The organism is Microbacterium sp. GCM10027623 (assembly GCF_042666935.1).
Classification (GTDB): Bacteria; Actinomycetota; Actinomycetes; order Actinomycetales; family Microbacteriaceae; genus Microbacterium.
This window is the reverse complement of record NZ_JBHTHE010000001.1, coordinates 406,512-427,689: the sequence shown is the minus strand read 5'-3', so window position 1 is coordinate 427,689 and position 21,178 is coordinate 406,512. Positions and strand designations below refer to the sequence as shown.

At 68.7% G+C, this 21,178-nt stretch carries 17 protein-coding genes; 15 read left to right on the top strand and 2 right to left on the bottom strand.

Annotated features, from left to right (window positions below; genetic code table 11):
• Nucleotides 1-191: 191 nt before the first annotated feature.
• The 9 genes from ACFQY2_RS01900 (at nucleotide 192) to ACFQY2_RS01860 (ending at nucleotide 12,189) form a co-directional block, all read left to right on the top strand.
• Nucleotides 192-1,724, top strand: coding sequence for a DUF222 domain-containing protein (locus ACFQY2_RS01900; RefSeq protein ID WP_378743916.1), 1,533 nt, complete (start codon nucleotides 192-194; stop codon nucleotides 1,722-1,724).
• Between the two features lie 160 nt (nucleotides 1,725-1,884).
• A complete protein-coding gene (locus ACFQY2_RS01895; protein ID WP_378743915.1) occupies nucleotides 1,885-2,346 on the top strand; it encodes a DUF3817 domain-containing protein in 462 nt (153 codons plus the stop codon).
• Nucleotides 2,347-2,581: 235 nt separating this feature from the next.
• Nucleotides 2,582-4,345 carry a maltose alpha-D-glucosyltransferase gene (treS, locus tag ACFQY2_RS01890; RefSeq protein WP_378743914.1) on the top strand — a complete coding sequence of 588 codons (1,764 nt, stop codon included), beginning with the start codon at nucleotides 2,582-2,584 and terminating at the stop codon, nucleotides 4,343-4,345.
• A complete protein-coding gene (locus tag ACFQY2_RS01885; protein ID WP_378743913.1) occupies nucleotides 4,342-5,796 on the top strand; it encodes a phosphotransferase in 1,455 nt (484 codons plus the stop codon). The genes treS and ACFQY2_RS01885 overlap by 4 nt, the downstream gene beginning before the upstream one ends.
• Complete coding sequence (glgB, locus tag ACFQY2_RS01880; RefSeq protein WP_378743912.1) at nucleotides 5,793-8,036, top strand: 1,4-alpha-glucan branching protein GlgB; 2,244 nt, start codon at nucleotides 5,793-5,795, stop codon at nucleotides 8,034-8,036. Before ACFQY2_RS01885 ends, glgB begins: the two co-directional genes overlap by 4 nt.
• Nucleotides 8,037-8,197: 161 nt before the next feature.
• Nucleotides 8,198-10,054 carry a molecular chaperone DnaK gene (gene dnaK, locus ACFQY2_RS01875; RefSeq protein WP_378743911.1) on the top strand — a complete coding sequence of 619 codons (1,857 nt, stop codon included), beginning with the start codon at nucleotides 8,198-8,200 and terminating at the stop codon, nucleotides 10,052-10,054.
• Nucleotides 10,055-10,056: 2 nt separating this feature from the next.
• Nucleotides 10,057-10,755 (top strand): nucleotide exchange factor GrpE, encoded by a 699-nt coding sequence (locus ACFQY2_RS01870; protein WP_378743910.1) that lies wholly within the window; start codon nucleotides 10,057-10,059, stop codon nucleotides 10,753-10,755.
• Between the two features lie 11 nt (nucleotides 10,756-10,766).
• Nucleotides 10,767-11,741, top strand: coding sequence for a DnaJ C-terminal domain-containing protein (locus ACFQY2_RS01865; RefSeq protein WP_378743909.1), 975 nt, complete (start codon nucleotides 10,767-10,769; stop codon nucleotides 11,739-11,741).
• Nucleotides 11,742-11,745: 4 nt separating this feature from the next.
• A complete protein-coding gene (locus ACFQY2_RS01860; protein WP_378743908.1) occupies nucleotides 11,746-12,189 on the top strand; it encodes a heat shock protein transcriptional repressor HspR in 444 nt (147 codons plus the stop codon).
• A gap of 30 nt (nucleotides 12,190-12,219) precedes the next feature.
• Here the strand turns inward: ACFQY2_RS01860 and ACFQY2_RS01855 are convergent, their stop codons facing one another.
• Entirely contained in the window at nucleotides 12,220-13,791 is a 1,572-nt protein-coding gene (locus ACFQY2_RS01855; protein WP_378743907.1) for a stealth conserved region 3 domain-containing protein, read from the bottom strand.
• Between the two features lie 338 nt (nucleotides 13,792-14,129).
• Between ACFQY2_RS01855 and ACFQY2_RS01850 the strand changes: the two genes are divergently transcribed.
• Complete coding sequence (locus tag ACFQY2_RS01850; protein ID WP_378743906.1) at nucleotides 14,130-14,594, top strand: hypothetical protein; 465 nt, start codon at nucleotides 14,130-14,132, stop codon at nucleotides 14,592-14,594.
• A 40-nt stretch (nucleotides 14,595-14,634) separates the two neighbouring features.
• On the opposite strand, the gene mgtE is transcribed toward ACFQY2_RS01850, so the two are convergent.
• Complete coding sequence (mgtE, locus tag ACFQY2_RS01845; protein ID WP_378743905.1) at nucleotides 14,635-15,993, bottom strand: magnesium transporter; 1,359 nt, start codon at nucleotides 15,991-15,993, stop codon at nucleotides 14,635-14,637.
• Nucleotides 15,994-16,273: 280 nt separating this feature from the next.
• Between mgtE and ACFQY2_RS01840 the strand changes: the two genes are divergently transcribed.
• The 5 genes from ACFQY2_RS01840 to ACFQY2_RS01820 all read left to right on the top strand — a co-directional run bounded on the left by ACFQY2_RS01840 (nucleotide 16,274) and on the right by ACFQY2_RS01820 (nucleotide 21,127).
• On the top strand, nucleotides 16,274-16,939 hold the full coding sequence (locus tag ACFQY2_RS01840; protein ID WP_378743904.1) for a GntR family transcriptional regulator: 666 nt from the start codon (nucleotides 16,274-16,276) through the stop codon (nucleotides 16,937-16,939).
• A gap of 108 nt (nucleotides 16,940-17,047) precedes the next feature.
• Nucleotides 17,048-18,013, top strand: coding sequence for a tripartite tricarboxylate transporter substrate binding protein (locus ACFQY2_RS01835; RefSeq protein ID WP_378743903.1), 966 nt, complete (start codon nucleotides 17,048-17,050; stop codon nucleotides 18,011-18,013).
• A 56-nt stretch (nucleotides 18,014-18,069) separates the two neighbouring features.
• Nucleotides 18,070-18,603 carry a tripartite tricarboxylate transporter TctB family protein gene (locus ACFQY2_RS01830; RefSeq protein WP_378743902.1) on the top strand — a complete coding sequence of 178 codons (534 nt, stop codon included), beginning with the start codon at nucleotides 18,070-18,072 and terminating at the stop codon, nucleotides 18,601-18,603.
• Nucleotides 18,600-20,261, top strand: a complete 1,662-nt coding sequence (locus ACFQY2_RS01825; RefSeq protein WP_378743901.1) for a tripartite tricarboxylate transporter permease — start codon at nucleotides 18,600-18,602, stop codon at nucleotides 20,259-20,261. The genes ACFQY2_RS01830 and ACFQY2_RS01825 overlap by 4 nt, the downstream gene beginning before the upstream one ends.
• Nucleotides 20,258-21,127 carry a dihydrodipicolinate synthase family protein gene (locus ACFQY2_RS01820; RefSeq protein WP_378743900.1) on the top strand — a complete coding sequence of 290 codons (870 nt, stop codon included), beginning with the start codon at nucleotides 20,258-20,260 and terminating at the stop codon, nucleotides 21,125-21,127. Before ACFQY2_RS01825 ends, ACFQY2_RS01820 begins: the two co-directional genes overlap by 4 nt.
• Nucleotides 21,128-21,178 lie beyond the last annotated feature (51 nt).

Here is a 21,178-nt window from a genome sequence, read left to right as displayed (position 1 = left end):
AACGGGCGGTGACGGCGCGCCGGTCCACCTGCCCTCACCCGGACGCGAGCCTCTCGTCCGCGCGTGGCCGACAGCGGTTTCCTGTCTTCGACCCGGCCTCGCGCGGGTCGTTACGCGTTCGTGACCTGACGGATGCCGTCTCGCGCTCGTACATACGTTCGAATGTCGGTGGCCCCTCGGATACTGGAACCATGAACGCAATGGCTGCCGCGACGGATGAGCAGGTGTCGATGCTCGACTCCCTCGTGTCGTCGTTGCAGAGTGTGGAACAGACCCTTGCCGGTGTGCTCGCCGCGCGAGACGGGCTGCTCGCGCTCGCCGGAAAGCTCGCCCTGTCCATGGCCGAGGACGGCGACGGCATCGACGCGTCCGATCTGACCATCAGAACCGTGGCCGCCGAGGTGGGGGCGGTGCTGAGACTCAGCGACCGCACCGTGCAGCGGCGGATGGGTGACGCGTCGATCACGGTCGAGGGCTTCCCGCTGGTCTGGGCGGCGCAGGGCACCGGACGCATCAGCGCCGGCCACGCCCGCGTGATCGTGGACGCGGGCCTCCACCTCGACGACGCCGAGGCTCGCAACGCCTACTCGGCCCGAGTGCTGGAATTCGCCGAAGAGGAGTCACCGAATCGACTGCGTCCGATCGCCGCGCGGATCGCGGAGCAGTACCAGCCGAGGTCGTTGGAAGAGCGCCACGCGGATGCCCGAGAGAAGCGCACCCTCTGGGTGAAGGACGCCGCGGACGGGATGGCCGAGCTCGGCATCCTCGGTCCGGCGGTGCTGGTGCACGCGGCGTTCGACAGGCTCACCAGCATGGCGAAGGCGGATTCCGGCTCCTCGGTGGAAGGGGAGGTCTCCGCCGGCGGTGCGGGTGCGGCCTTCGGACTCGCCCTCACGTCGGAAGCCGCAGATCTGCGCACGCTGTCGCACAAGCGCAGTGATCTCGCGTTCGATCTGCTGCTGACCGGTGCCCCCGCGGGCCACGACACCCCGGACGGCATGCTCGCCGCGATCACCCCGCACGTCGGCGTGACAGTGCCCGTCACCACCCTCATGAACGCCGACGGCGTCGACACTCCGCCGGCAGAGCTGAACGGGCGCATCCCGATCGACATCGACTCCGCAAGAGTGCTCGCCGGTGCCGCATCCGGATGGGATCGCATCCTCACCCACCCGATCAGCGGCGACCTGCTGGCGGTCGACCGTTACCGGCCGAGTGCGCATCTGCGTCGTCAGCTGCAGGCGCGCGACCAGCGCTGCCGGTTCGTCGGATGCGGCATGCCCGCCGGCGACAGTGACCTCGACCACACCCTCGACGCAGCCCTCGGCGGACCCACCGAAGAGGACAATCTCGCCGACCTGTGTCGCCGGCATCACGTTCTCAAACACCATTCGCCCTGGCACGTCACCCAGCTCGGCGGTGGACTGCTGGAATGGCTCAGTCCCACCGGTCGCGTCTACATCGACAAGCCTCCGCCGCAGAACGCCGTCACCTTCTCGGAATCGCCGCCGATTCCGGGCTTCTCGGAGTCCCCGCCGATTCCGGGCTTCTCGCAGTCGCCGCCGGTTCCAGGCGACAGGATCGACCCGGCTCCAGGCGAGAGCCCAGACGTGGATTCGACCCAGAGCGCAGGCGTGGATTCAACCGAGGGCGCCGACAGGGGCTCGACCGAGAGCGCCGACGCGTGGGCATCCGCGCCCGAAGAGCTCCTCGCCCCCTTCTGACCGGACCGCCGTCGGCACCCTCATGCCCGCCGCACGATCGCACCTCCCGACCGGATATCAGCGGATGCAAGGACCGGATATCAGCGGACGCAGGGACCGGATATCAGCGGATGCAAGGGTTCGTTCCCCTAGCTTGGTGGCAGGCCACCCGAGGAGACCCATGTTCCGCAGTCCTGCACGTCTGTTCCGTGTGCTCGCGATCGCCGAGGCGATCACCTGGACCCTTCTGATCAGCGCGCTGATCGCGCGGGCGGTCGGGCAGTCCGCCCTGCTCGTGACGATCGCCGGGGGCATCCACGGCTTCGTGTTCCTCTCCTACGGCGCCACAGCGGTGCTGCTCGCGTTCAACCAGCGCTGGCACGTCGGCGTCGCCATCACGACCATCGCCAGCGCCATCGTGCCGTTCGCCACCATCCCGATGGAGATCTGGCTGTACCGCACCGGCCGGCTCGAAGGCGAATGGCGTCTCACCGAGACCGATGATCCGCGCGACCGCACCTGGTACGACCGCACCATGCGCTGGTTCCTGCAGCGACCCTGGGTGCTGTTCGTGCTGATCGCGGTGCTCATCGTCGCGCTCTACGTCATCCTGCTGCTGATCGGACCTCCCGGCGGGCGCTGAATCTCGGCTCCTCACGGGCCCTATTGCACGCTGAGCGGCTGAACGCAAGGGGTGCGGGCGACACTAGCCAGCATCGGTGTCGTGTGACAGGTTGGGCACATGCTCGGACGCGCCCCGATCGTCGATGTGCGCCCGCTGGTTCTCGGGGGTCCTCGCCCTGCGAAAGCGACGGCGGACGGGCCGCTGTCCGCGCGCTTCGGCGATGTCGCCCCCCTCGTGAGCGTGAGGAGTCAGAATGACCGCTGAGCCCGCCCCCTACACCGCCTCGATCCCCGTCCTCACGCAGGAGCCCTTCCCGGACACGCCGGGCAGCGCCACCCCGGACTGGTTCAAGACGGCGGTGTTCTACGAGGTGCTCGTGCGCTCGTTCAACGACAGCGACGGCGACGGTGTCGGCGACTTCCGCGGGCTCATCGACAAGCTCGACTACCTGCAGTGGCTGGGCGTCGACTGCCTATGGGTGCCGCCGTTCTTCCCCTCGCCGCTGCGCGACGGCGGATACGACGTCTCCGACTACACCGGCGTGCAATCGGACCTGGGCACCACCGCCGACTTCCAGGAGTTCCTCGATGCCGCCCACGCGCGCGACATCAGGGTGATCATCGACTTCGTCATGAATCACACCAGCGACGAGCATCCGTGGTTCCAAGCCAGCCGCAACGACCCCGACGGACCGTACGGCGACTTCTACGTCTGGAGCGACACCGACGAGCTGTACGAGGACGCCCGGGTGATCTTCGTCGACACCGAACCCAGCAACTGGACGTGGGACCCGGTGCGCAAGCAGTACTTCTGGCATCGCTTCTTCTCGCACCAGCCGGACCTGAACTTCGACAACCCCCGCGTCCATGAGGCGATGCTCGACGCCATGCGGTTCTGGCTCGACATGGGCCTCGACGGCTTCCGCCTCGACGCGGTCCCCTACCTGTACGAGCGGCCCGGCACCAATGGCGAGAACCTGCCGGAGACCCACGAGTTCCTGCGCAAGGTGCGCCGCTTCGTCGACGAGAACTATCCCGGGCGGGTGCTGCTGGCCGAGGCCAACCAGTGGCCGGCCGACGTCGTCGACTACTTCGGCGACCCCGAGGTCGGCGGCGACGAATGCCACATGTGCTTCCACTTCCCGGTGATGCCGCGCATCTTCATGGCGGTCAGACGCGAGTCGCGCTATCCCATCAGCGAGATCCTCGCCGACACGCCGCCCATCCCCTCCGGATGCCAGTGGGGCATCTTCCTGCGCAACCACGACGAGCTCACGCTCGAGATGGTCACCGCCGAGGACCGCGACTACATGTGGGACGAGTACGCCCAGGACCCGCGGATGAAAGCGAACATCGGCATCCGTCGCCGACTCGCACCGCTGCTCGAGAACGACATCGACCGCATCGAGCTGTTCACCGCGCTGCTGCTGTCGCTCCCCGGCTCACCGGTGCTCTACTACGGCGACGAGATCGGCATGGGCGACAACATCTGGCTCGGCGACCGCGATGGCGTGCGCACGCCCATGCAGTGGACCTCCGACCGCAACGCGGGCTTCTCCAGCGCCAACCCCGGCAAGCTCAGCAAGCCCGTGGTGCAGGACCCCGTCTACGGCTACCTCGCGGTGAACGTCGAGGCGCAGCAGGAGGACCGCTCATCGCTCCTGCACTGGACGCGGCAGATGATCCAGGCCCGCAAGCGGCATCCGGCCTTCGGCCTCGGCAGCTTCAACGATCTCGGCGGCTCGAACCCGTCGGTGCTGTCGTACTCGCGCGAGCACACCAACGCCGACGGAACCGCCGACGTCATCATCTGCGTGAACAACCTGTCGCAGTTCCCCCAGCCGGTGGAACTGGACCTGCGGCGCTTCGAAGGGATGGTTCCCGTCGAGCTGGTCGGCGGGGTGCCGTTCCCGCGCATCGGTGAGCTGCCCTACCTGCTGACCCTCGGCGGTCACGGGTTCTTCTGGTTCCAGTTGCACGCGCCGGCGGAGGACGTGGAGGAGGTGGGGTTGCTGTGAACACGATCGATCACGCCCTTCTGGAGGGCTACATGGTGCGCACGCGCTGGTTCGGCGGCAAGGGACGCCCCTTCCACGTCGCGCAGGCGCGCGTGCTCGCCGAGCTGCACGGAGGAGAAGACGGCCCCGACGTCAGCGTCTGGCTCGTGAGCGTCGACTACGACGACGAGGAGAGCGGCACCGACCTGTACCAGGTGCCACTGGCCGGTTACGAGGAGATCGACGACCGCCACGGGTACGCGTATATCGGCCCCGTGGAGGTGGACGGACGCGAGCACCACCTGTACGACGCGGTGCACGACCGCGACGCGATGGCACTGTGGCTGCAGGCGTTCATCGCCGCCGAAGCCCACGGGACGGCCGAGGCCGGAGGCCTGCGCTTCCACCGCGTCTCGGGAGGACCGGCGCTGGACCCCGACTGGCGCTCCTCGCCCCTCACCGGCGAGCAGTCGAACTCGTCGCTGCGCTTCGATGACAGTGCCATCATGAAGCTGTTCCGCAAGGTGAGCCCTGGCATCAACCCCGACATCGAGATCCACGAGGAGCTGACCAGGGCAGGGTCCGAGCACATCGCTGAGCTCTACGGCTGGGTCGAGGCCGAACTCGACGGCGAGGTGATCCACCTGGCGATGCTGCAGGAGTTCCTGCGCACCGGTGCCGACGGGTTCGAGCTCGCCACCGGAAGCGTGCGCGCCGCGCTCGTCGATCCCGAGCTCAGCGTGCCCGAATCCGGCGGGGACTTCTCCGGCGAGGCCACGCGGCTCGGCGAGGCGCTCGCCGAGGTGCACGCCGCCCTCCGTGACCGCTTCCCCACCCAGAGGTGCGGTCCCGACACCACGGCCGAACTGGCGCGTGCCATGACCGAACGACTGGACAGGGCGCTGCGCGTCGTGCCCGAGATCGCACCCTGCGCCGAGCGGCTGCGCGCCATGTACCGCGACGTCGGGGCACTGGACGGTCTGGACGTGCAGCGCGTGCACGGCGATCTGCACCTCGGCCAGACCCTGCGCACCGCGCACGGCTGGCGCATCGTCGATTTCGAGGGCGAACCCGGCCGGCCATTCCGCGAGCGCGCGCTGCCGGACTCGCCGTGGCGCGACGTGGCGGGGATGCTGCGCTCCTTCGACTACGCGCCCGGCGTCGTGGAGATGTCCCTGGCGGGCTACGCCGGCGAGGACGAGGAGATGGCGCTGCGCGCCGCACGGGCACAGGAGTGGGCGCAGATCGCTCGCAGCCACTTCCTCGATGCCTATGTGGCCACCCTGAACGCCCCGGCCGCCGACGGAGCGGAATCGCCCGCTGACGCCGCCTCCCTGGACGGGCGGCTGCGCATACTGCTCGACTCCTATGAAGCCGACAAGGCCGTGTACGAGGCGGTCTACGAGAAGCGCAACCGGCCGCTGTGGATCTCGATCCCGCTGGCCGCGCTCGCCCGGATCGGCGGCGTGTGAGCGCGCCGCGGATCCTGCCCGTCGACGGCGCCGTGCTGGAGGCTCTGGCCTCCGGGCGCCATCCCGACCCGCACGCGGTGCTCGGCGCGCATGCTCACGACGGGGGCATCACCGTGCGCGTGCTGCGACCGCTCGCGGCATTCGTCACCGTGCACCTGCGCAGTGAGCCGTCGCGGCGATCTCCCGACGGCTGGCACCCGGTTCCGCTGAGGCATGAGCGCGACGGGATCTGGGTCGGCGCGCTGCCGAAGGGGGTGGTTACCGGCGACGCACCCGTATACCGCGTCGAGACCGGCTACGGGGAAGGCGAGGAGCGCAGCAATGATGTCGGCGAGGACCCGTACCGGTTCCTGCCGACGGTGGGTGAGCTGGACCTGCACCTGATCGGCGAGGGTCGACATGAGCAGCTGTGGAGAGTGCTCGGCGCGCACGTGCACCGGTACGAGGGCTGGGGCGACGCCCCCGACGTCACCGGGGTCGCGTTCGCCGTCTGGGCGCCACGCGCACAGGCCGTACGGGTGAAGGCGGACTTCAACGACTGGGACGGCCGCCGGCATCCGATGCGCAGACTCGGCTCCTCGGGCGTCTGGGAGCTGTTCATACCGGATGCCGCTGAAGGCAGCCGCTACAAGTACGAGATTCTGGGCGTCGACGGCGAGTGGCGCGAGAAGGCCGATCCGATGGCCGCGTACGCCGAGCAGCCGCCCCTGACCGCGTCGATCGTCCACGAGTCCTCGTACCAGTGGGGCGACGACCGGTGGATGCGGCAGCGGACCGCGCATGCCGCCCGCGGCCAGGTCGACCGCCCGATGTCGATCTACGAGATGCATCTCGCCTCCTGGCGGCGGGATCGCAGCTGGGAGCAGCTCGCCGACGAACTGGTGGATTACCTGCGCGACCTGGGCTTCACGCACGTCGAGTTCATGCCGGTGATGCAGCATCCGTTCGGCGGGTCCTGGGGATATCACGTCACCTCGTACTACGCGCCCGACAGCCGCTTCGGCGACCCGGACGGACTGCGGCTGCTCATCGACCGGCTGCATCGGGCCGACATCGGAGTGATCCTCGACTGGGTACCCGGCCACTTCGCCACCGACGAGTGGGCGCTGGCGCGCTTCGACGGCGCCCCCCTCTACGAAGACCCCAATCCCCAGCGCGGCTGGCACAAGGAATGGGGATCGCACATCTTCGACTTCGGTCACCGCGAGGTGCGCAACTTCCTCTACGCCAACGCCGTGTACTGGCTGGAGGAGTTCCACGCGGACGGCCTCCGCGTCGACGGCGTCGCCTCCATGCTTTACCTGGACTACGGACGCCAGCCGGGGGAGTGGACGCCGAACCGCAACGGCGGGCATGAGAATCTCGAGGCCGTGCAGTTCCTGCAGGAGATGAACGCCACCGTGTACCGCCGGGTGCCCGGCGTCGTCACGATCGCCGAGGAGTCCACCTCCTGGCCCGGTGTCACCCGTCCCACCTCGACCGGCGGGCTCGGTTTCGGATTCAAATGGAACATGGGCTGGATGCACGACACGCTCGACTACATCGGGCGCGACCCCGTGCACCGGGTGCACCACCACCACGACATGACCTTCGCACTGTCCTACGCGTGGAGCGAGAACTACGTGCTGCCGCTCTCGCACGACGAAGTCGTGCACGGCAAGGGCTCTCTGCTGCGCAAGGTTCCGGGCGACCGCTGGCGTCAGCGGGCGACTCTGCGCGCATACCTCGCGTTCATGTGGGCTCACCCCGGCAAGCAGCTGCTCTTCATGGGCGGCGAATTCGCTCAGGAGGCGGAGTGGGCCGAGTCCCGCGAACTGGAGTGGTGGCTGCTCGACCAGCCCGATCATCAGGGCGTGCAGCAGACGGTGCGCGACCTGAACGCGCGGTACCGGGAGACGCCGGCGCTGTGGAAGCTCGATGCCGAGCCCGCCGGATTCGACTGGCTCGTCGCCGACGACGCCGGCGGGAACGTGCTCGCCTTCACGCGTCGAGATGCCCCCTCCGATGCAGAAGCCGGCTCACTGCTCGTCTGCGTCAGCAACTTCTCGGCGACCCCGCACCACGGCTATGGCCTGCCGTTCCCTCATCCGGGGCGGTGGGACGAGATCCTCAACACCGACGCCGCGCACTACGGCGGTTCCGGAGTCGGCAACCTCGGCCGCATCGACGTGCCGGAGGACGGCCGCGCGGAAGTGACGCTGCCGCCGCTCGGCACGGTGTGGTTCCGGCACCACCCCTAGAAGTTGAGTCGCTTCGTATCAAGTTTCTTGACAGCATCCGCTCCGGCGCATACACTTGAGTCATCGCGACTCAGGTTTCTGGATCGCATCGGACTTCCTCACAGTCTTCGACAACTCAGCGCTCTGCACCAACACGGCGCTCTTAGAACAAGGAGAATCACATGGCACGTGCTGTCGGTATCGACCTCGGAACCACCAACTCCGTGGTCAGCGTCCTCGAGGGTGGCGAGCCCAAGGTCATCGCCAACGCCGAGGGCTTCCGCACCACCCCTTCGGTGGTGGCCTTCACCAAGGACGGCGAGGTGCTGGTCGGTGAGACCGCCAAGCGCCAGGCCGTCACCAACGTCGACCGCACCATCTCGTCGGTCAAGCGCCACATGGGCACCGACTGGTCCTTCGACGTCGACGGCAAGAAGTGGACGCCGCAGGAGATCTCCGCGCGCATCCTCATGAAGCTCAAGCGCGACGCCGAGTCGTACCTCGGTGACACGGTCACGGATGCCGTCATCACCGTCCCCGCGTACTTCAACGACGCCGAGCGCCAGGCCACCAAGGAGGCCGGTGAGGTCGCGGGCCTGAACGTGCTGCGCATCATCAACGAGCCGACCGCGGCCGCGCTCGCCTACGGCCTGGACAAGGGCAAGGAGGACGAGCTCATCCTCGTCTTCGACCTCGGTGGCGGAACCTTCGACGTCTCCCTCCTCGAGGTGGGCAAGGACGACGACTTCTCCACCATCCAGGTGCGCGCCACCTCCGGCGACAACCGCCTCGGCGGCGACGACTGGGACCAGCGCGTCGTGGACTACCTCATCAAGCAGTTCAAGGACACCTCCGGCGTCGACGTCTCGGGCGACAAGATCGCCCTGCAGCGTCTGAAGGAGGCAGCGGAGCAGGCCAAGAAGGAGCTGTCCTCCTCGACGAGCACCAGCATCAACCTGCCCTACCTCTCCCTGACGGACTCCGGTCCTGTCTCGCTGTCCGAGACGCTCACCCGCGCGAAGTTCGAGGACCTCACCAAGGACCTGCTCGACCGCACCAAGAAGCCGTTCGCCGACGTCATCCGTGAGGCGAGCGTCAAGGTCGGCGACATCGATCACATCGTGCTGGTCGGCGGATCGACCCGCATGCCGGCGGTCGCCGATCTCGTCAAGGCCGAGACGGGGAAGGAAGCCAACAAGGGCGTCAACCCGGACGAGGTCGTCGCCGTTGGCGCCGCGCTGCAGGCCGGTGTCCTTAAGGGTGAGCGCAAGGACGTGCTGCTCATCGACGTCACCCCGCTGAGCCTCGGCATCGAGACCAAGGGCGGCCGGATGACCAAGCTCATCGAGCGCAACACGGCCATCCCGACCAAGCGCAGTGAGACCTTCACCACCGCCGACGACAACCAGCCGTCGGTCGCGATCCAGGTGTTCCAGGGCGAGCGCGAGTTCACGCGCGACAACAAGCCGCTGGGCACCTTCGAGCTCACCGGAATCGCTCCGGCGCCGCGCGGCATCCCGCAGATCGAGGTCACCTTCGACATCGACGCCAACGGCATCGTGCACGTGTCGGCCAAGGACAAGGGCACCGGCAAGGAGCAGTCGATGACCATCACCGGCGGCTCGTCGCTGTCGAAGGAGGACATCGAGCGCATGGTGCGCGAGGCGGAGGAGAACGCCGCCGACGACAAGAAGCGCGCCGAAGCTCTGGAGCAGCGCAACCAGGCCGAGTCGCTCGCCTACTCGATCGACAAGCTCATCAAGGAGAACGAGGACAAGCTGCCGGAGGACGTCAAGTCCGCGGTGCAGGCCGACGTCGACGCTCTGAAGACGGCACTCGCCGGCGAGGACGACGACGCGGTGAAGACCGCGTTCGACAAGCTGAGCGAATCGCAGGGCAAGCTGGGAGAGGCCATCTACGCCCAGTCCCAGGCGGACACCGCGGCCGGCCCCGCCGATGAGGGCGCCTCGACCGACACCGCGTCCGACGAGGATGTGGTCGACGCCGAGGTCATCGACGACGAGGATGAGAGCAAGTAACCATGACGGACAAGAACTTCGACGAAGTTCCCGAGAACGAGGGGTCGGATGCTGCAGCATCCGGCCCCGCGCCGGATTCGGGAATCATTCCTGAGCAGGACTCCACCGAGGCGGCGGCTGCGGAGGGCTCCGACGAGACCCCGGCCGAGGCCGACGACGAACTGACGATCGACGACATCCTGAACGCCGTGCAGACCGAGGAGGCCTCCTCGGAGGACGGCTCGGATGCCGGGATCCAGGATGCCGAGCACGCCCTGCTCACCGATCTCAAGCGGCTGACCGCCGAGTACGCCAACTACCGTCGGCGCACCGAGGAGCAGCGGCACGTCGAGGTCGCGCGTGCCAAGGGCGAGGCGGCCAAGGGCCTGCTGCCCGTACTCGACGACCTGGACCGGGCCCAGCAGCACGGCGACCTCGTCGAGGGCTCGGCCTTCTTCGTCATCGCCGAGAAGGTGCGTGCCGTGGTCGAGCGCCTCGGCGTCGTCGCGTACGGCGCGGAGGGCGACGAGTTCGATCCCCAGCACCACGAGGCGATCTTCCAGCAGCCCGTCCCGGGCGCGACCTCCTCGACCATCCTCGAGGTGATCGAGGTCGGCTACCGGCTGGGTGATGTCGAACTGCGTCCGGCGAAGGTCGTCGTCGCCGTCCCCGCTGACCCTTCGGCAGGCTCAGGGCCCTCAACAGGCTCAGGGACCGACTAGGCAGGTGATCGGTGGCTAGTCAGGACTGGTTCGACAAGGACTTCTACAAGACGCTCGGCGTCTCGAAGGACATCTCCGACGCGGAGCTGAAGAAGGCGTACCGCAAGCTCGCCCGCAAGTATCACCCCGACTCCAATCAGGGCGATGCCAAGGCCGAGGCGAAGTTCAAGGAGATCAGCGAGGCGTACAGCGTGCTCAGCGACGCCGAGCAGCGCCGCGAGTACGACGAGATCCGCGCGATGGGCTCGGGAGCGCGCTTCACCGCGCCCGGCGGCAGCGCGGGCGGCTTCGAGGACGTGTTCAACCGGTTCGGGCAGGGCGGTCGCCAGGCTGACTTCGACGACATCTTCTCGATGTTCAACCAGGGCGGCGGCTCGTTCGGCTCCGGTCGGTTCGGGCAGACCTCAGGCGGCTACCGTGGCTTCGGCGGCCCTCAGAAGGGCGCCGATGTCACGGCCCGCACGACGATCGATTTCGTCACTGCCGCCCAGGGAGAGACGATCACCCTGCAGGCCGAGGACGGCAAGCCGTTCAAGGTCAAGCTGCCGGCCGGCGTCGCGGACGGTCAGAAGATTCGCCTGCGCGGACGCGGCCGCCCCTCCCCGGACGGCGGGGAGCCTGGCGACATCGTCGTGCAGGTGAAGGTGCGTCCGCATCCGGTGTTCAGCCGGGAAGGGCTGAACCTGCGTCTGACCGTGCCCGTCACCTTCACGGAGGCGACGCTCGGCGCGACGATCGAGGTGCCGACGCTGGGCGGCGACACTGTCAAGCTGCGGGTCGCACCGGGCACCCCGTCCGGCCGGGTGCTGCGGGTGAAGGGTCGCGGGATCAGCTCGTCCAAGGGCACAGGCGACCTGCTCGCCGAGCTGCAGGTGGTCGTGCCATCGCACCTGGATGACGCGGCACGCGAAGCGCTGCTCGCCTTCCAGGCGGTGGAGCCGAAGGAGAACCCGCGCGGCGAGATGATGGCGAAGGCCCGAGGATAGTCCGATGGACGCCGAATCCCCCGTCTTCTCGATCGCCGTCGCGGCAGAGCTGGCCGGCATGCACCCGCAGACGCTGCGGCAGTACGACCGCATCGGACTGGTCGTGCCCGGCCGCACGCGCGGCGGTTCGCGGCGCTACTCGATGCACGACATCGAGCAGCTCCGCGAGGTCGCACAGCTCTCCAGTGAGGGCGTCAGCCTGCCGGCCATCGCCCGGCTGCTGGACATGGAGGACGAGGTGCGGATGCTGCGCCATCGGGTCACCGAACTCGAGCGCGAACTGCGCCACGAGCGTGAGAACCGGCCGGGGGTGCGCGTGTTCGCGGCCGGCCCCACCGGCCAGGTCTTCACGGTCGGATCCGGCCGCCGCATCCGCCGCTCCACCGAAGTGGTGCTGTGGCACCCGCGCTCCGCGGGACCGGCCCCACCGGCCGAGGACGACGACTGAGCGACTCTTCGCAGGCGACGCTGCACCGGGTCAGCTCGCGACGGCCTCGACAGCCTCGACGGTCTGCGGCAGCGTTTCGGACTTCTCCCACGGACCGGGGACCGGGAACATGCGCTCCAGGGCGTCGTGCAGGGCCCGGGCACGCAGGTGCTCGGGCACGTCGGTCTCCGAGCCGTCATTGAAGCACAGCATGTCGACGTCGCCGCGGGCGGCCAGCCGGTCGATCCGCTGCAGAGCGCCCGCGGTGGTGGTGTGCACGTATCGCACCCGGGGTTCGGTGGTCGGCGCTGCGCGCCCGGTGAGCATGGCGTAGTAGTGGTACAGGCTGTTGGTGACCGAGATGTCCGTCATCGACCGGAACGTCGCCGCCGCGGTGCGGGCGAACTCCTCCGGGAACGTCTCCTCCAGCTCGAACAAGATGCTGCGACGCAGGGGTGTGGCGCAGTGTGCGAGGTCGCGCAGGATCGTGCGCCCGAAGTGCTCGCGCAGCAGAGCCCGGTTCACCCGCAGCCCGTTGTCGTGCCCGCTGCGGTGCGCCTCGGGTGCGCCGACGCCGATGCGCACCTCGCTCTCGACGAAGCGAGTGTGCCCGGCGGGGCTGAAGAACATCTCCGGATCGACGCTCCGACCGAAGAACATGTCATCGTTGGAGTACAGGAAATGCTCGGACAGGCCCGGGATGCGGTGCAGCTGCGACTCCACCGCGTGCGAGTTGTACGTGGGAAGCACGCTCGGGTCGGCGAAGAACTCCTCGCCGCGCACGACCGTCACCCTGGGATGCTGGCCCAGCCAGCTCGGCACGGGAGAGTCCGTCGCGATGAAGATGTGCCTGATCCAGGGGGCGTACATGTGCACGCTGCGCAACGCATAGCGCAGCTCATCCACGTGGCGGTAGCGGGCCGCGCTGTCGTCGCCCTCGCCGACGACATGGGTCCTGAGTCGAGCGGCCTGCTCCCTCTGGAACTGGGCCGATGAGCCGTCGACCCAGGAGAAGACGATGTCCACCGGCTCGAGGAACTCTTCCGGGTGCGGGTCGAACATGCCCTCGATCGTGCGCCAGCGACGGCCGTACTTCTCGACCTCGTCGAACGTCACATCCGCTGCCGGTGTCACGCGCCGCATGAGGAGGTTGTCATCGGGCGCCTCGACGAATTCCGTGCCGAAGCGCCAGAACTCCACGCGGGGCGCGTGTCGGCCGTCGTGGGGGAGCGCGCGCGTCGGTGTGATGCGGGGCCGGAAGATGCGCACCGCCCTGGGCGCGCCGCCGGCGAGCGCGGCGTCCTCGAGCGGGACGACAGCGGTGCCCTTCGTCTTGACGTAGAACGGGTCTGCCGGGAGGTGCTCGCGCAGGGTCCGGAAGATCTCCTCCCGCTGGTCGATGTCCACCACGAGGGCCGGTGTGGACCGGTCACGGCGGATGAGAAGCAGCGGGATGCCGCCGGCTTCCAGTGCCTCCGCGATGGCGAGCAGATCGTCCAGGCGTGCGTCGGCGGGCGTGACGTCGTGGTGCTCCATGTGCAGCAGCCCGCGTTCGAGCACGAGGTCGTGCCTCCACGAGATGGCGCGGCGCGGGGTTCCCGGCAAGGCGGAAAGTGCCGTCATGTATTCGGTTCTCCTTCACGTACGACTGAGTCGCCGGCGTCGGGTTCTTCAGCGGGTCGCTGAAGAGCCTGTGGCGGTCGTCGACTGCCGGCCGACTCAGAGAGCGGTGTCGAGGGCGCCGGCCCGCTTCGGCCGGATGCGATGGGTCGATCCGGCGGAGATGCGGAATGCGGCTGCGCGCTGTAGCAGAAGCGCGTCGATACAGGATACCGCGCACAGATGTGGGAACGCCGTGCGTCAGACCTCTCACAGATGCTGCCCCTGACCGGTCTTAACCGATGAGGGTGGGTGCCGGCCTGCGGCCGGGCCCACCGCAGGCCGACCGATCAGGAGGCGACATGAAGGCTCTCACGACATCCGCAGGGGTTCAGGACCACGGCGGGCGGGCGACGCCGCTGTGGGAGGCCGTCTGGGAATGGGTGGCCCGACCGAGCCACTACGCAGGAGTCCGCCGGCTGCGAACGCTTGCCCAGGCGCAGGATCAGGCCGCGCTCGTGGCCGCGCTGCATCCAGACGTGACCGTGGCTGTGACCACGACGCAGGACGGGCAGGAGAGCACCGTCGTGGCGCGCGGGCCGCGCGACGCCGCCCCCGTGCTCCTGTACGGGTTCCGGGGCGGCCACGGAGTCCAGGTCGCAGAGCGCACCGTGAACGGCCAGGCGGGCCTGGCGATGACCAGAGGCGACGAGCTCACGGCGCTGATCACCGTGGATTTCACGGGACGCCTGGTCAGTCTCGTCTGGGTGCGGATGCGTCCGGACCACGCGCACCGCGGGCGCTCCTATTGGTGTGCAGCGTCCTGATAGGCCGCGGGTGGGGCCGCAGCCGGGTGCCGGGCCGCGGTCAGATGCCCAGCACGGCCTTGGCGATCAGGAAGTAGATGATCAGCCCGGTGGCATCGACGAAGGTCGTGATGAACGGGTTGGAGAACACCGCCGGGTCGACCCGGATGGCGCGGGCGGCGAGCGGCATGATCCCGCCGATGGAGGCGGCCACCGTGCATACGGCCAGGAGTGTGAGCCCGATGACCAGACCGATGTGCCACTCGTAGATCAGGCCGGTCAGCACGAAGCCCAGCGTGCCGAGCAGGAGCCCGAGGAAGAACCCCACCCGGATCTCCCGCGAGAGCACGCGGAACAGGTCGCGCGGAGTCACCTCGCCGAGCGCGAGGGACCGGGTGACCGTGGTCGCCGCCTGGTTGCCGGTGTTGCCGCCGGTGCCGATCAGCAGCGGCACGAACAGCGCGAGCACGGTCAGCTGGGCGAGCGTCGTCTCGAACGCGTCGAGCACCTGCACCGTCAGCGTCGCGCCGACCGCCAGCACCAGCAGCCACACCACGCGAGAGCGCACCAGGCGCCGGATGGGCGTGGACAGGTAGGAGCGGCGCAGCGGCTCCACGCCACCCTGCCGGGCGGCATCCTCGCTCTCCTCCTGCTTGAGGATGCGCGCGGCGTCGTCGATGGTGAGGATGCCGACCAGGCGATGCTCGCTGTCGACGATCGGGAGGGCGAGCAGGGCGTAGTCGGTGGCGCGGCGGGCAGCGTTCTCGGCCTTCTCCGTCACCTCGGCGACGTGCGCGTCGCTCATCAGCTCGCTGATCAGAGCATCCTCGTCGGCGCCCATCAGGTCACGCAGGCTGACGACGCCGACGACGGTGCGGCCGCGGTCGGTCACCGGAAGCGTGTAGATGGTCTCGGCGCTGTCCAGAGCGCCCCGAACACGCGCCAGGGTCTGTGCGACGGTGAGGTGCGGATGGGCCGTGACGAACTCCGGGCTCATCCGCCGGCCGATCGAGTCCTGCGGGTAGCCGAGCATCCCCGAGGTGAGGTCGCGCTCCTGGCGGGTCAGCCCGCGCAGCAGCTGCGGGGCCACGGACGCCGGCAGCTCGTCGAGCAGCCAGACCCGGTCATCCGGGTCCATCTCGGCGAACAGCATCGTGACCTCGGCGTTGCGCAGCGCCCGCACCAGGTCGCCGCGCGCACCGGGGGAGAGCGCCTCGAAGACCTCGAGGGCGCGCGGCTTGGCGAGCAGGCGGTAGACGATGGCGGCGTCCTCGATGCCGAGCCGGTCGACGAGCTCGACGACCTCCGGAACCGAGAGCGGGGTCAATGCCGCCGAGGCGCCGGCCAGGTCCCCCTGCGAGATGAGCCGGTGGATGTCATCGGCTGCCTCGGAGATGGTCTGAAGCTGGGTGGGAGTCATGGGCGTGTGCCTTCAGAAGGGCACCGCGCGTGGCGAGAGCGCCAGGCGTCGAGGGGCGTGCGTCGCAGCGGACGCCCCTCGGGCTCAGTCGAGCGGTGCGGAAGCGGGGAGGAGAACGTGTCTGCGACTATGACTGTCACCGGACATGAGATACCACCTCACTTCCTGGGGGCTCGAGGGACTTTCCTCGATGAGTCTAGTCCCCGCCCGCGGGATGTAACCTGTCAACAGTCAACAACGGGCCAGGTCAATGAAGGCCGCGGCCGACAAGGGGAGTCACGTGCCGGACACAGTCAGACGAGGCGATTCGCTGGGTGCGCAGATCGCGAACGTCCTGCGCCAGCGGATCGTCCGCGGCGAGATCGCGCCCGGAGAGCGCATCACCGAGGAAGCACTCGCCGACGAGTTCGCGGTCAGCCGCGGACCTGTGCGCGACGCGCTCACCCAGCTCAGCTTCGAGAAGCTCGTGCGCATCCAGCGCCCCCGCGGGGTCTTCGTCGTCGGACTCACGCACGACGACGTCGACCAGCTGTACAGCCTGCGCGGAGCCCTCGAGCAGCTCGCCCTGTCTCGAGCGATCCGCGTCGAAGACGACGCGCGCTGGCGGATGATGGCCGACGCTGTGCGGCGCATGGCGGAGGCAGCCGACTCCGGCGACCACGCGGCATTCGTGGAGGCCGACCTGGAGTTCCACTCCCAGATCTACGCGCTTGCGGACCACCCCCGCCTCGAGGGCGCCTGGCGACAGTATCTGCCCACCTTCACAGCACTGCTGGAGGTCACCATCAACCACGACGAGGACCTGCACGACTCGGCTGCCGATCACGTGACGCTGATGGAGGTCATGCGCAGCGGGGCGGCGGAGAAGGCGGCCGGCGTTCTCACCGCACATCTGGACGGCGCGCGGAGCCGGATGCTCAGCGAACTCGCTCGGCAGAAGGGCTGACGAGCTCGGGTGAGATCACGGTCAGCGTAGCAGTGTTGACTGTTAACAGTCAACACTGCTACGCTCGTCGACATCGACAACCCGGTCGATCAGCACCGAGGAGCAAAGATGCCCCGCATCCGCATGTCCCGAGCGGCCGCAGCCATCGCCGCCATCGCCGCAACCGCGCTCGTCCTGGCCGGCTGCACCAAGGTCGATGAAGGAGGTGCCGAGTCGGCCTTCCCCGAGAAGGACATCCGCCTGATCATCCAGGCGAACCCCGGCGGCGGCTCCGACCTGTCATCGCGCGCACTCGCCAGTGAACTCGAGAAGATCCTCGACGTCAGCGTCATCCCCGAGAACATGCCCGGCGCCGCCGGCGCTCTCGCGATGGAGTACGTCGGCAGCCAGAAGGCCGATGGGTACGTCATCGGGTTCGCGCCCGTCGAGATCGCGATGCTCAACACCACACAGGGCGCCGACGTCCTGCCCGAGAACTACGACCTGCTCGGTCAGATCATGCTCGCTCCGGGAGTGATCACGGTCGGAGCCAACAGCGGGATCGACTCGCTCGAGGCGCTCGTCGACAAGGCGAGCACCGGCGCCGTGACGGTCGCGAACTCCGGCGCGGGCTCCATCTGGGAGGCCGCCACCCTCGGACTGGCCGAGGCCAGCGGCGCGCAGTTCACGCCGGTCCCGTACGACGGCGGTGCCACCGCTGTCGGCGCGGCGGCATCCGGTGAGACGGTCGCCGCGGTCTCCGGACTCGGCGAGGCGCTCGCACAGGGCGAGGCCGTGAAGATCCTCGCGGTGATGCACGACGAGCGCCACCCGGACGCCGCGGACGTTCCGACGGTCGAGGAGGCCATCGGCGAGAAGGTCGAGTTCGGCGGCTGGGGCGGCATCTACGCCGCCAAGGGTCTGCCCGACGACGTGCACAAGACGCTCGAGGATGCGGTCAAGAAGGCTGTGGACTCCGACGACTACCAGAAGTTCCAGAAGGACGCCGGCAACCTGGTCGTCTACCGCGACGCAGCCGAGTGGACGTCGTTCGTCGGCGAGCAGTTCACGCTCTTCAAGGAGCTGCTGGGCTGAGAGCATTCGGGGGGCAGGATCGAGTGATCCGCCCCCCGACCTCTTGAGAGGACAACATGTCGAGCATCGAGACCCCCGACGCCTCCGTCGACGAGTACGAGGCCGCGACGCCGTCGCGCCGGCTCGAGATCGTCTTCGCGTTCGTCGCGATCGCCTTCACCGCCGGCTTCCTGCTGCTCGCCATGCAGATCCCGCTTCGCCGCGAGGCCGCTCCCGGCCAGATGGATGCCAGATTCTGGCCCACGCTGCTCGGGGTCGCGGCGGTCACGCTGTCGATCCTGCTGCTCGTCATCGCGATCACCCGGCCGGCGCCGACCCGCGAAGACGTCGAGCGCATCCAGCAGCGCGGCGTGATGCGCATGGTCGTGACCCTCGCCATCGCCTGCACCTTCATCGCGCTGTGGTCGCTCGGTGCCGTGGTGCTGTTCGGCTACCGCATCGAGGTCTTCCCGATCGCGGCGGGCCTGCTGATGGCATCCCTGATGCTCGTCTACGGGCACCGCCGGTGGCTCAGCCTGATCATCTACTCCGTCGCGGTCACGGCGTTCGTCTACGTCGTGTTCGGCATGCTGCTGAGGATTCCGCTGTGAACGCTTTCACCGAGGGCCTGAACGCCCTGCTCGACGTCTCCATCCTGCTCAACATGGGCGTCGGCCTCGTGCTCGGCTTCATGGTCGGCGCCTTCCCGGGCATCACCGCGACCATGGCCGTCGCCCTCGCCGCCGGCTTCACGATGACTCTCGAGCCCGTGCAGGGCCTGGCCGTCATGCTCACGATCTACGTCGCCGCGAACTTCGGCGACCGGGTCCCCTCCATCCTCATCAACACCCCGGGCACCCCGGCGTCCATCGCCACCACCCTCGACGGCTATCCGATGGCCAAGCAGGGCAGGGCGGGCCTGGCGCTGACCGTCTCCGCGATCGTGTCGGCCGTCGGCATCCTCGCCTCGCTGGTGCTGTTCTCCGTCGCCGCCGTGCCGATCGCCAGTTTCGCGCGCGACTACTTCCGCTCGCCCGAGCTGTTCGCGCTCGTGATCTTCGGCATCGCGATCATGATCGGCATCTCGTCGAAGTCGATGGTCAAGGGCATCCTCGCCGGCCTGTTCGGTCTCATGCTGGGCACCGTCGGCACCTACGCCGCGACCGCTGATCAGCGCTTCACCTTCGGCGTGCTGGAGCTGGTCGAGGGCGTCAACTTCATCGCCGTGATCATCGGGCTCTTCGGCATCGCCGAACTGTTCGACCAGCTGCTCACGCATCGCAAGAACAAGGTGCGTCCCATCTCCAGCCTCGGCCGCTGGTGGCCGACCTGGGGCGAGCTGAAGCAGACAGGTCGCGCCACGGCCATCTCGGGATCCGTCGGGCTCGGAGTCGGCCTGATCCCCGCGGCCGGCGGCGACATCGCCGGTCTCATCGGCTGGGAGCAGGCGCGCCGCGCGTCCAAGAACCCGGAGAAGTTCGGCAAGGGGGCGATCGAGGGCGTTGCGGCATCCGACACCGCATCCAGCGCGACGCTCGGCGGGTCCCTCACCACCACCATGGCGCTGGGCATCCCCGGCGACTCGGTGATGGCGGTGATGATCGGCTCGATGATCATCTGGGGCATCACCCCCGGACCCACGCTGTTCACCAACCGCCCCGACCTCGTGGTCTCCATCGTCGGCATCATGCTGGTCGCCACGCTGCTGTCTCTGGCGCTGAGCCTGGTGCGCATGAAAGGCATGGTGAAGCTGCTGGATGTGCCGCAGCAGTACCTGTGGAGCGGCATCCTGATCTTCTGCATCATCGGCACCTACGCCACCTCGAACAGTCTCTCCACCGTCATCACCATGCTGGTCTTCGGTGTCGTGGGCGTGCTGCTCAAGCGGATGCAGGTGCCGGCCGGGCCTGTCGTGCTCGGGCTGCTGCTCGGCCCGCTCGCCGAGGAGAACCTCGCCCGCACGATGGCGATCCTGCCGACCAAGCCGTTCTTCGAGGTCGTCAGCCCCATCGCCATCGCGCTGCTCGCGCTCGCGGTGCTCTCCATCGCCCTGCCCGCGATCCGCGCCGCGCGCAAGCCCCGCGAGAAGCGTGCATCGCTGGAGGAGTCGGTGCTGCCGACCGCCAGCATCCGGCAGATCGCGGACGCTCGCGACGAACTCGCCCAGGACCACGACCTGCTCACGTCGACCGTGCGCAACATCGAGAAGAAGACCGACAAGAAGAGTGCGCGCCGTGCGCGTCGCACCCAGAAGGAGAACGAGAAGTGACCCGTTACGACATCCTCACCGCGATTCCCACCGCCTTCGGGCGCGACGGGTCGCTCGATCTGGAGGGGTCCCGCGCGATCTTCCGCTACGTCGCCGCATCCGGCAATGAGGGCGCGTTCGTTCTCGGGACGACCGGCGAGTTCCCCTCCGTGGACGTCGAGGAGTTCACCGCGCTCGTCGAAGCGGCGCTCGACGAACTGAAGGAGCGGATGCGGGTGGTCGTGCACGTCGGTCGCTCCAGCGCCCACGAGGCCGTGCGCCTCACCAGCATCGCCCGGGAGCTCGGCGCGACCGAGTTCGCCGCGCTCACGCCGTACTACCTGCGCTCCTCGGATGACGCGGTGTTCGACTACTTCCGGCAGGTGTCCGATGCCGTCGGCGACGGCCGCCTGTACGTGTACGTCTACCCCGCGCGCAGCGGCAACCCGGTCTCCCCCGAGCTGCTGGTGCGGCTGGCGGAGCTGCCGAACGTCGTCGGCGCCAAGGTCAGCGAGCTCTCGCTGGACGAGCTCGCAGCCTATCGGGCGGTGGTGCCCGCCGACTTCGAGCTCTACACCGGCGCGGACCGCGACCTCATCGCCGCCGTGCGGACCGGGGCTCAGGGGGTGGTGTCCGGAGTCTCGTCGGTCACGCCCAAGCCCTTCCGCGCGCTGGCGGACGCCGGCCGCGCCGGGGACCCCGCGGCGATCGCCGACGCCCAGGCGGCCGTCGACGAGGTCGTCTCGCTGATCGGAGGCGACATGGCGCGCATGAAGGAGGGGTACCGTGTCCTCGGCGTCGCGGACTCCTACTGCCGGATGGCGCTGGACGAGCCGACGGATGCCGAGCGCGAAGCCGTTGCCAGGGTGGTCGGGCAGTACGCCTGATCGGGCGCTGCAGGGCGCGACCGGCGATGCGGCGGACGGGCCGTCAGTCGC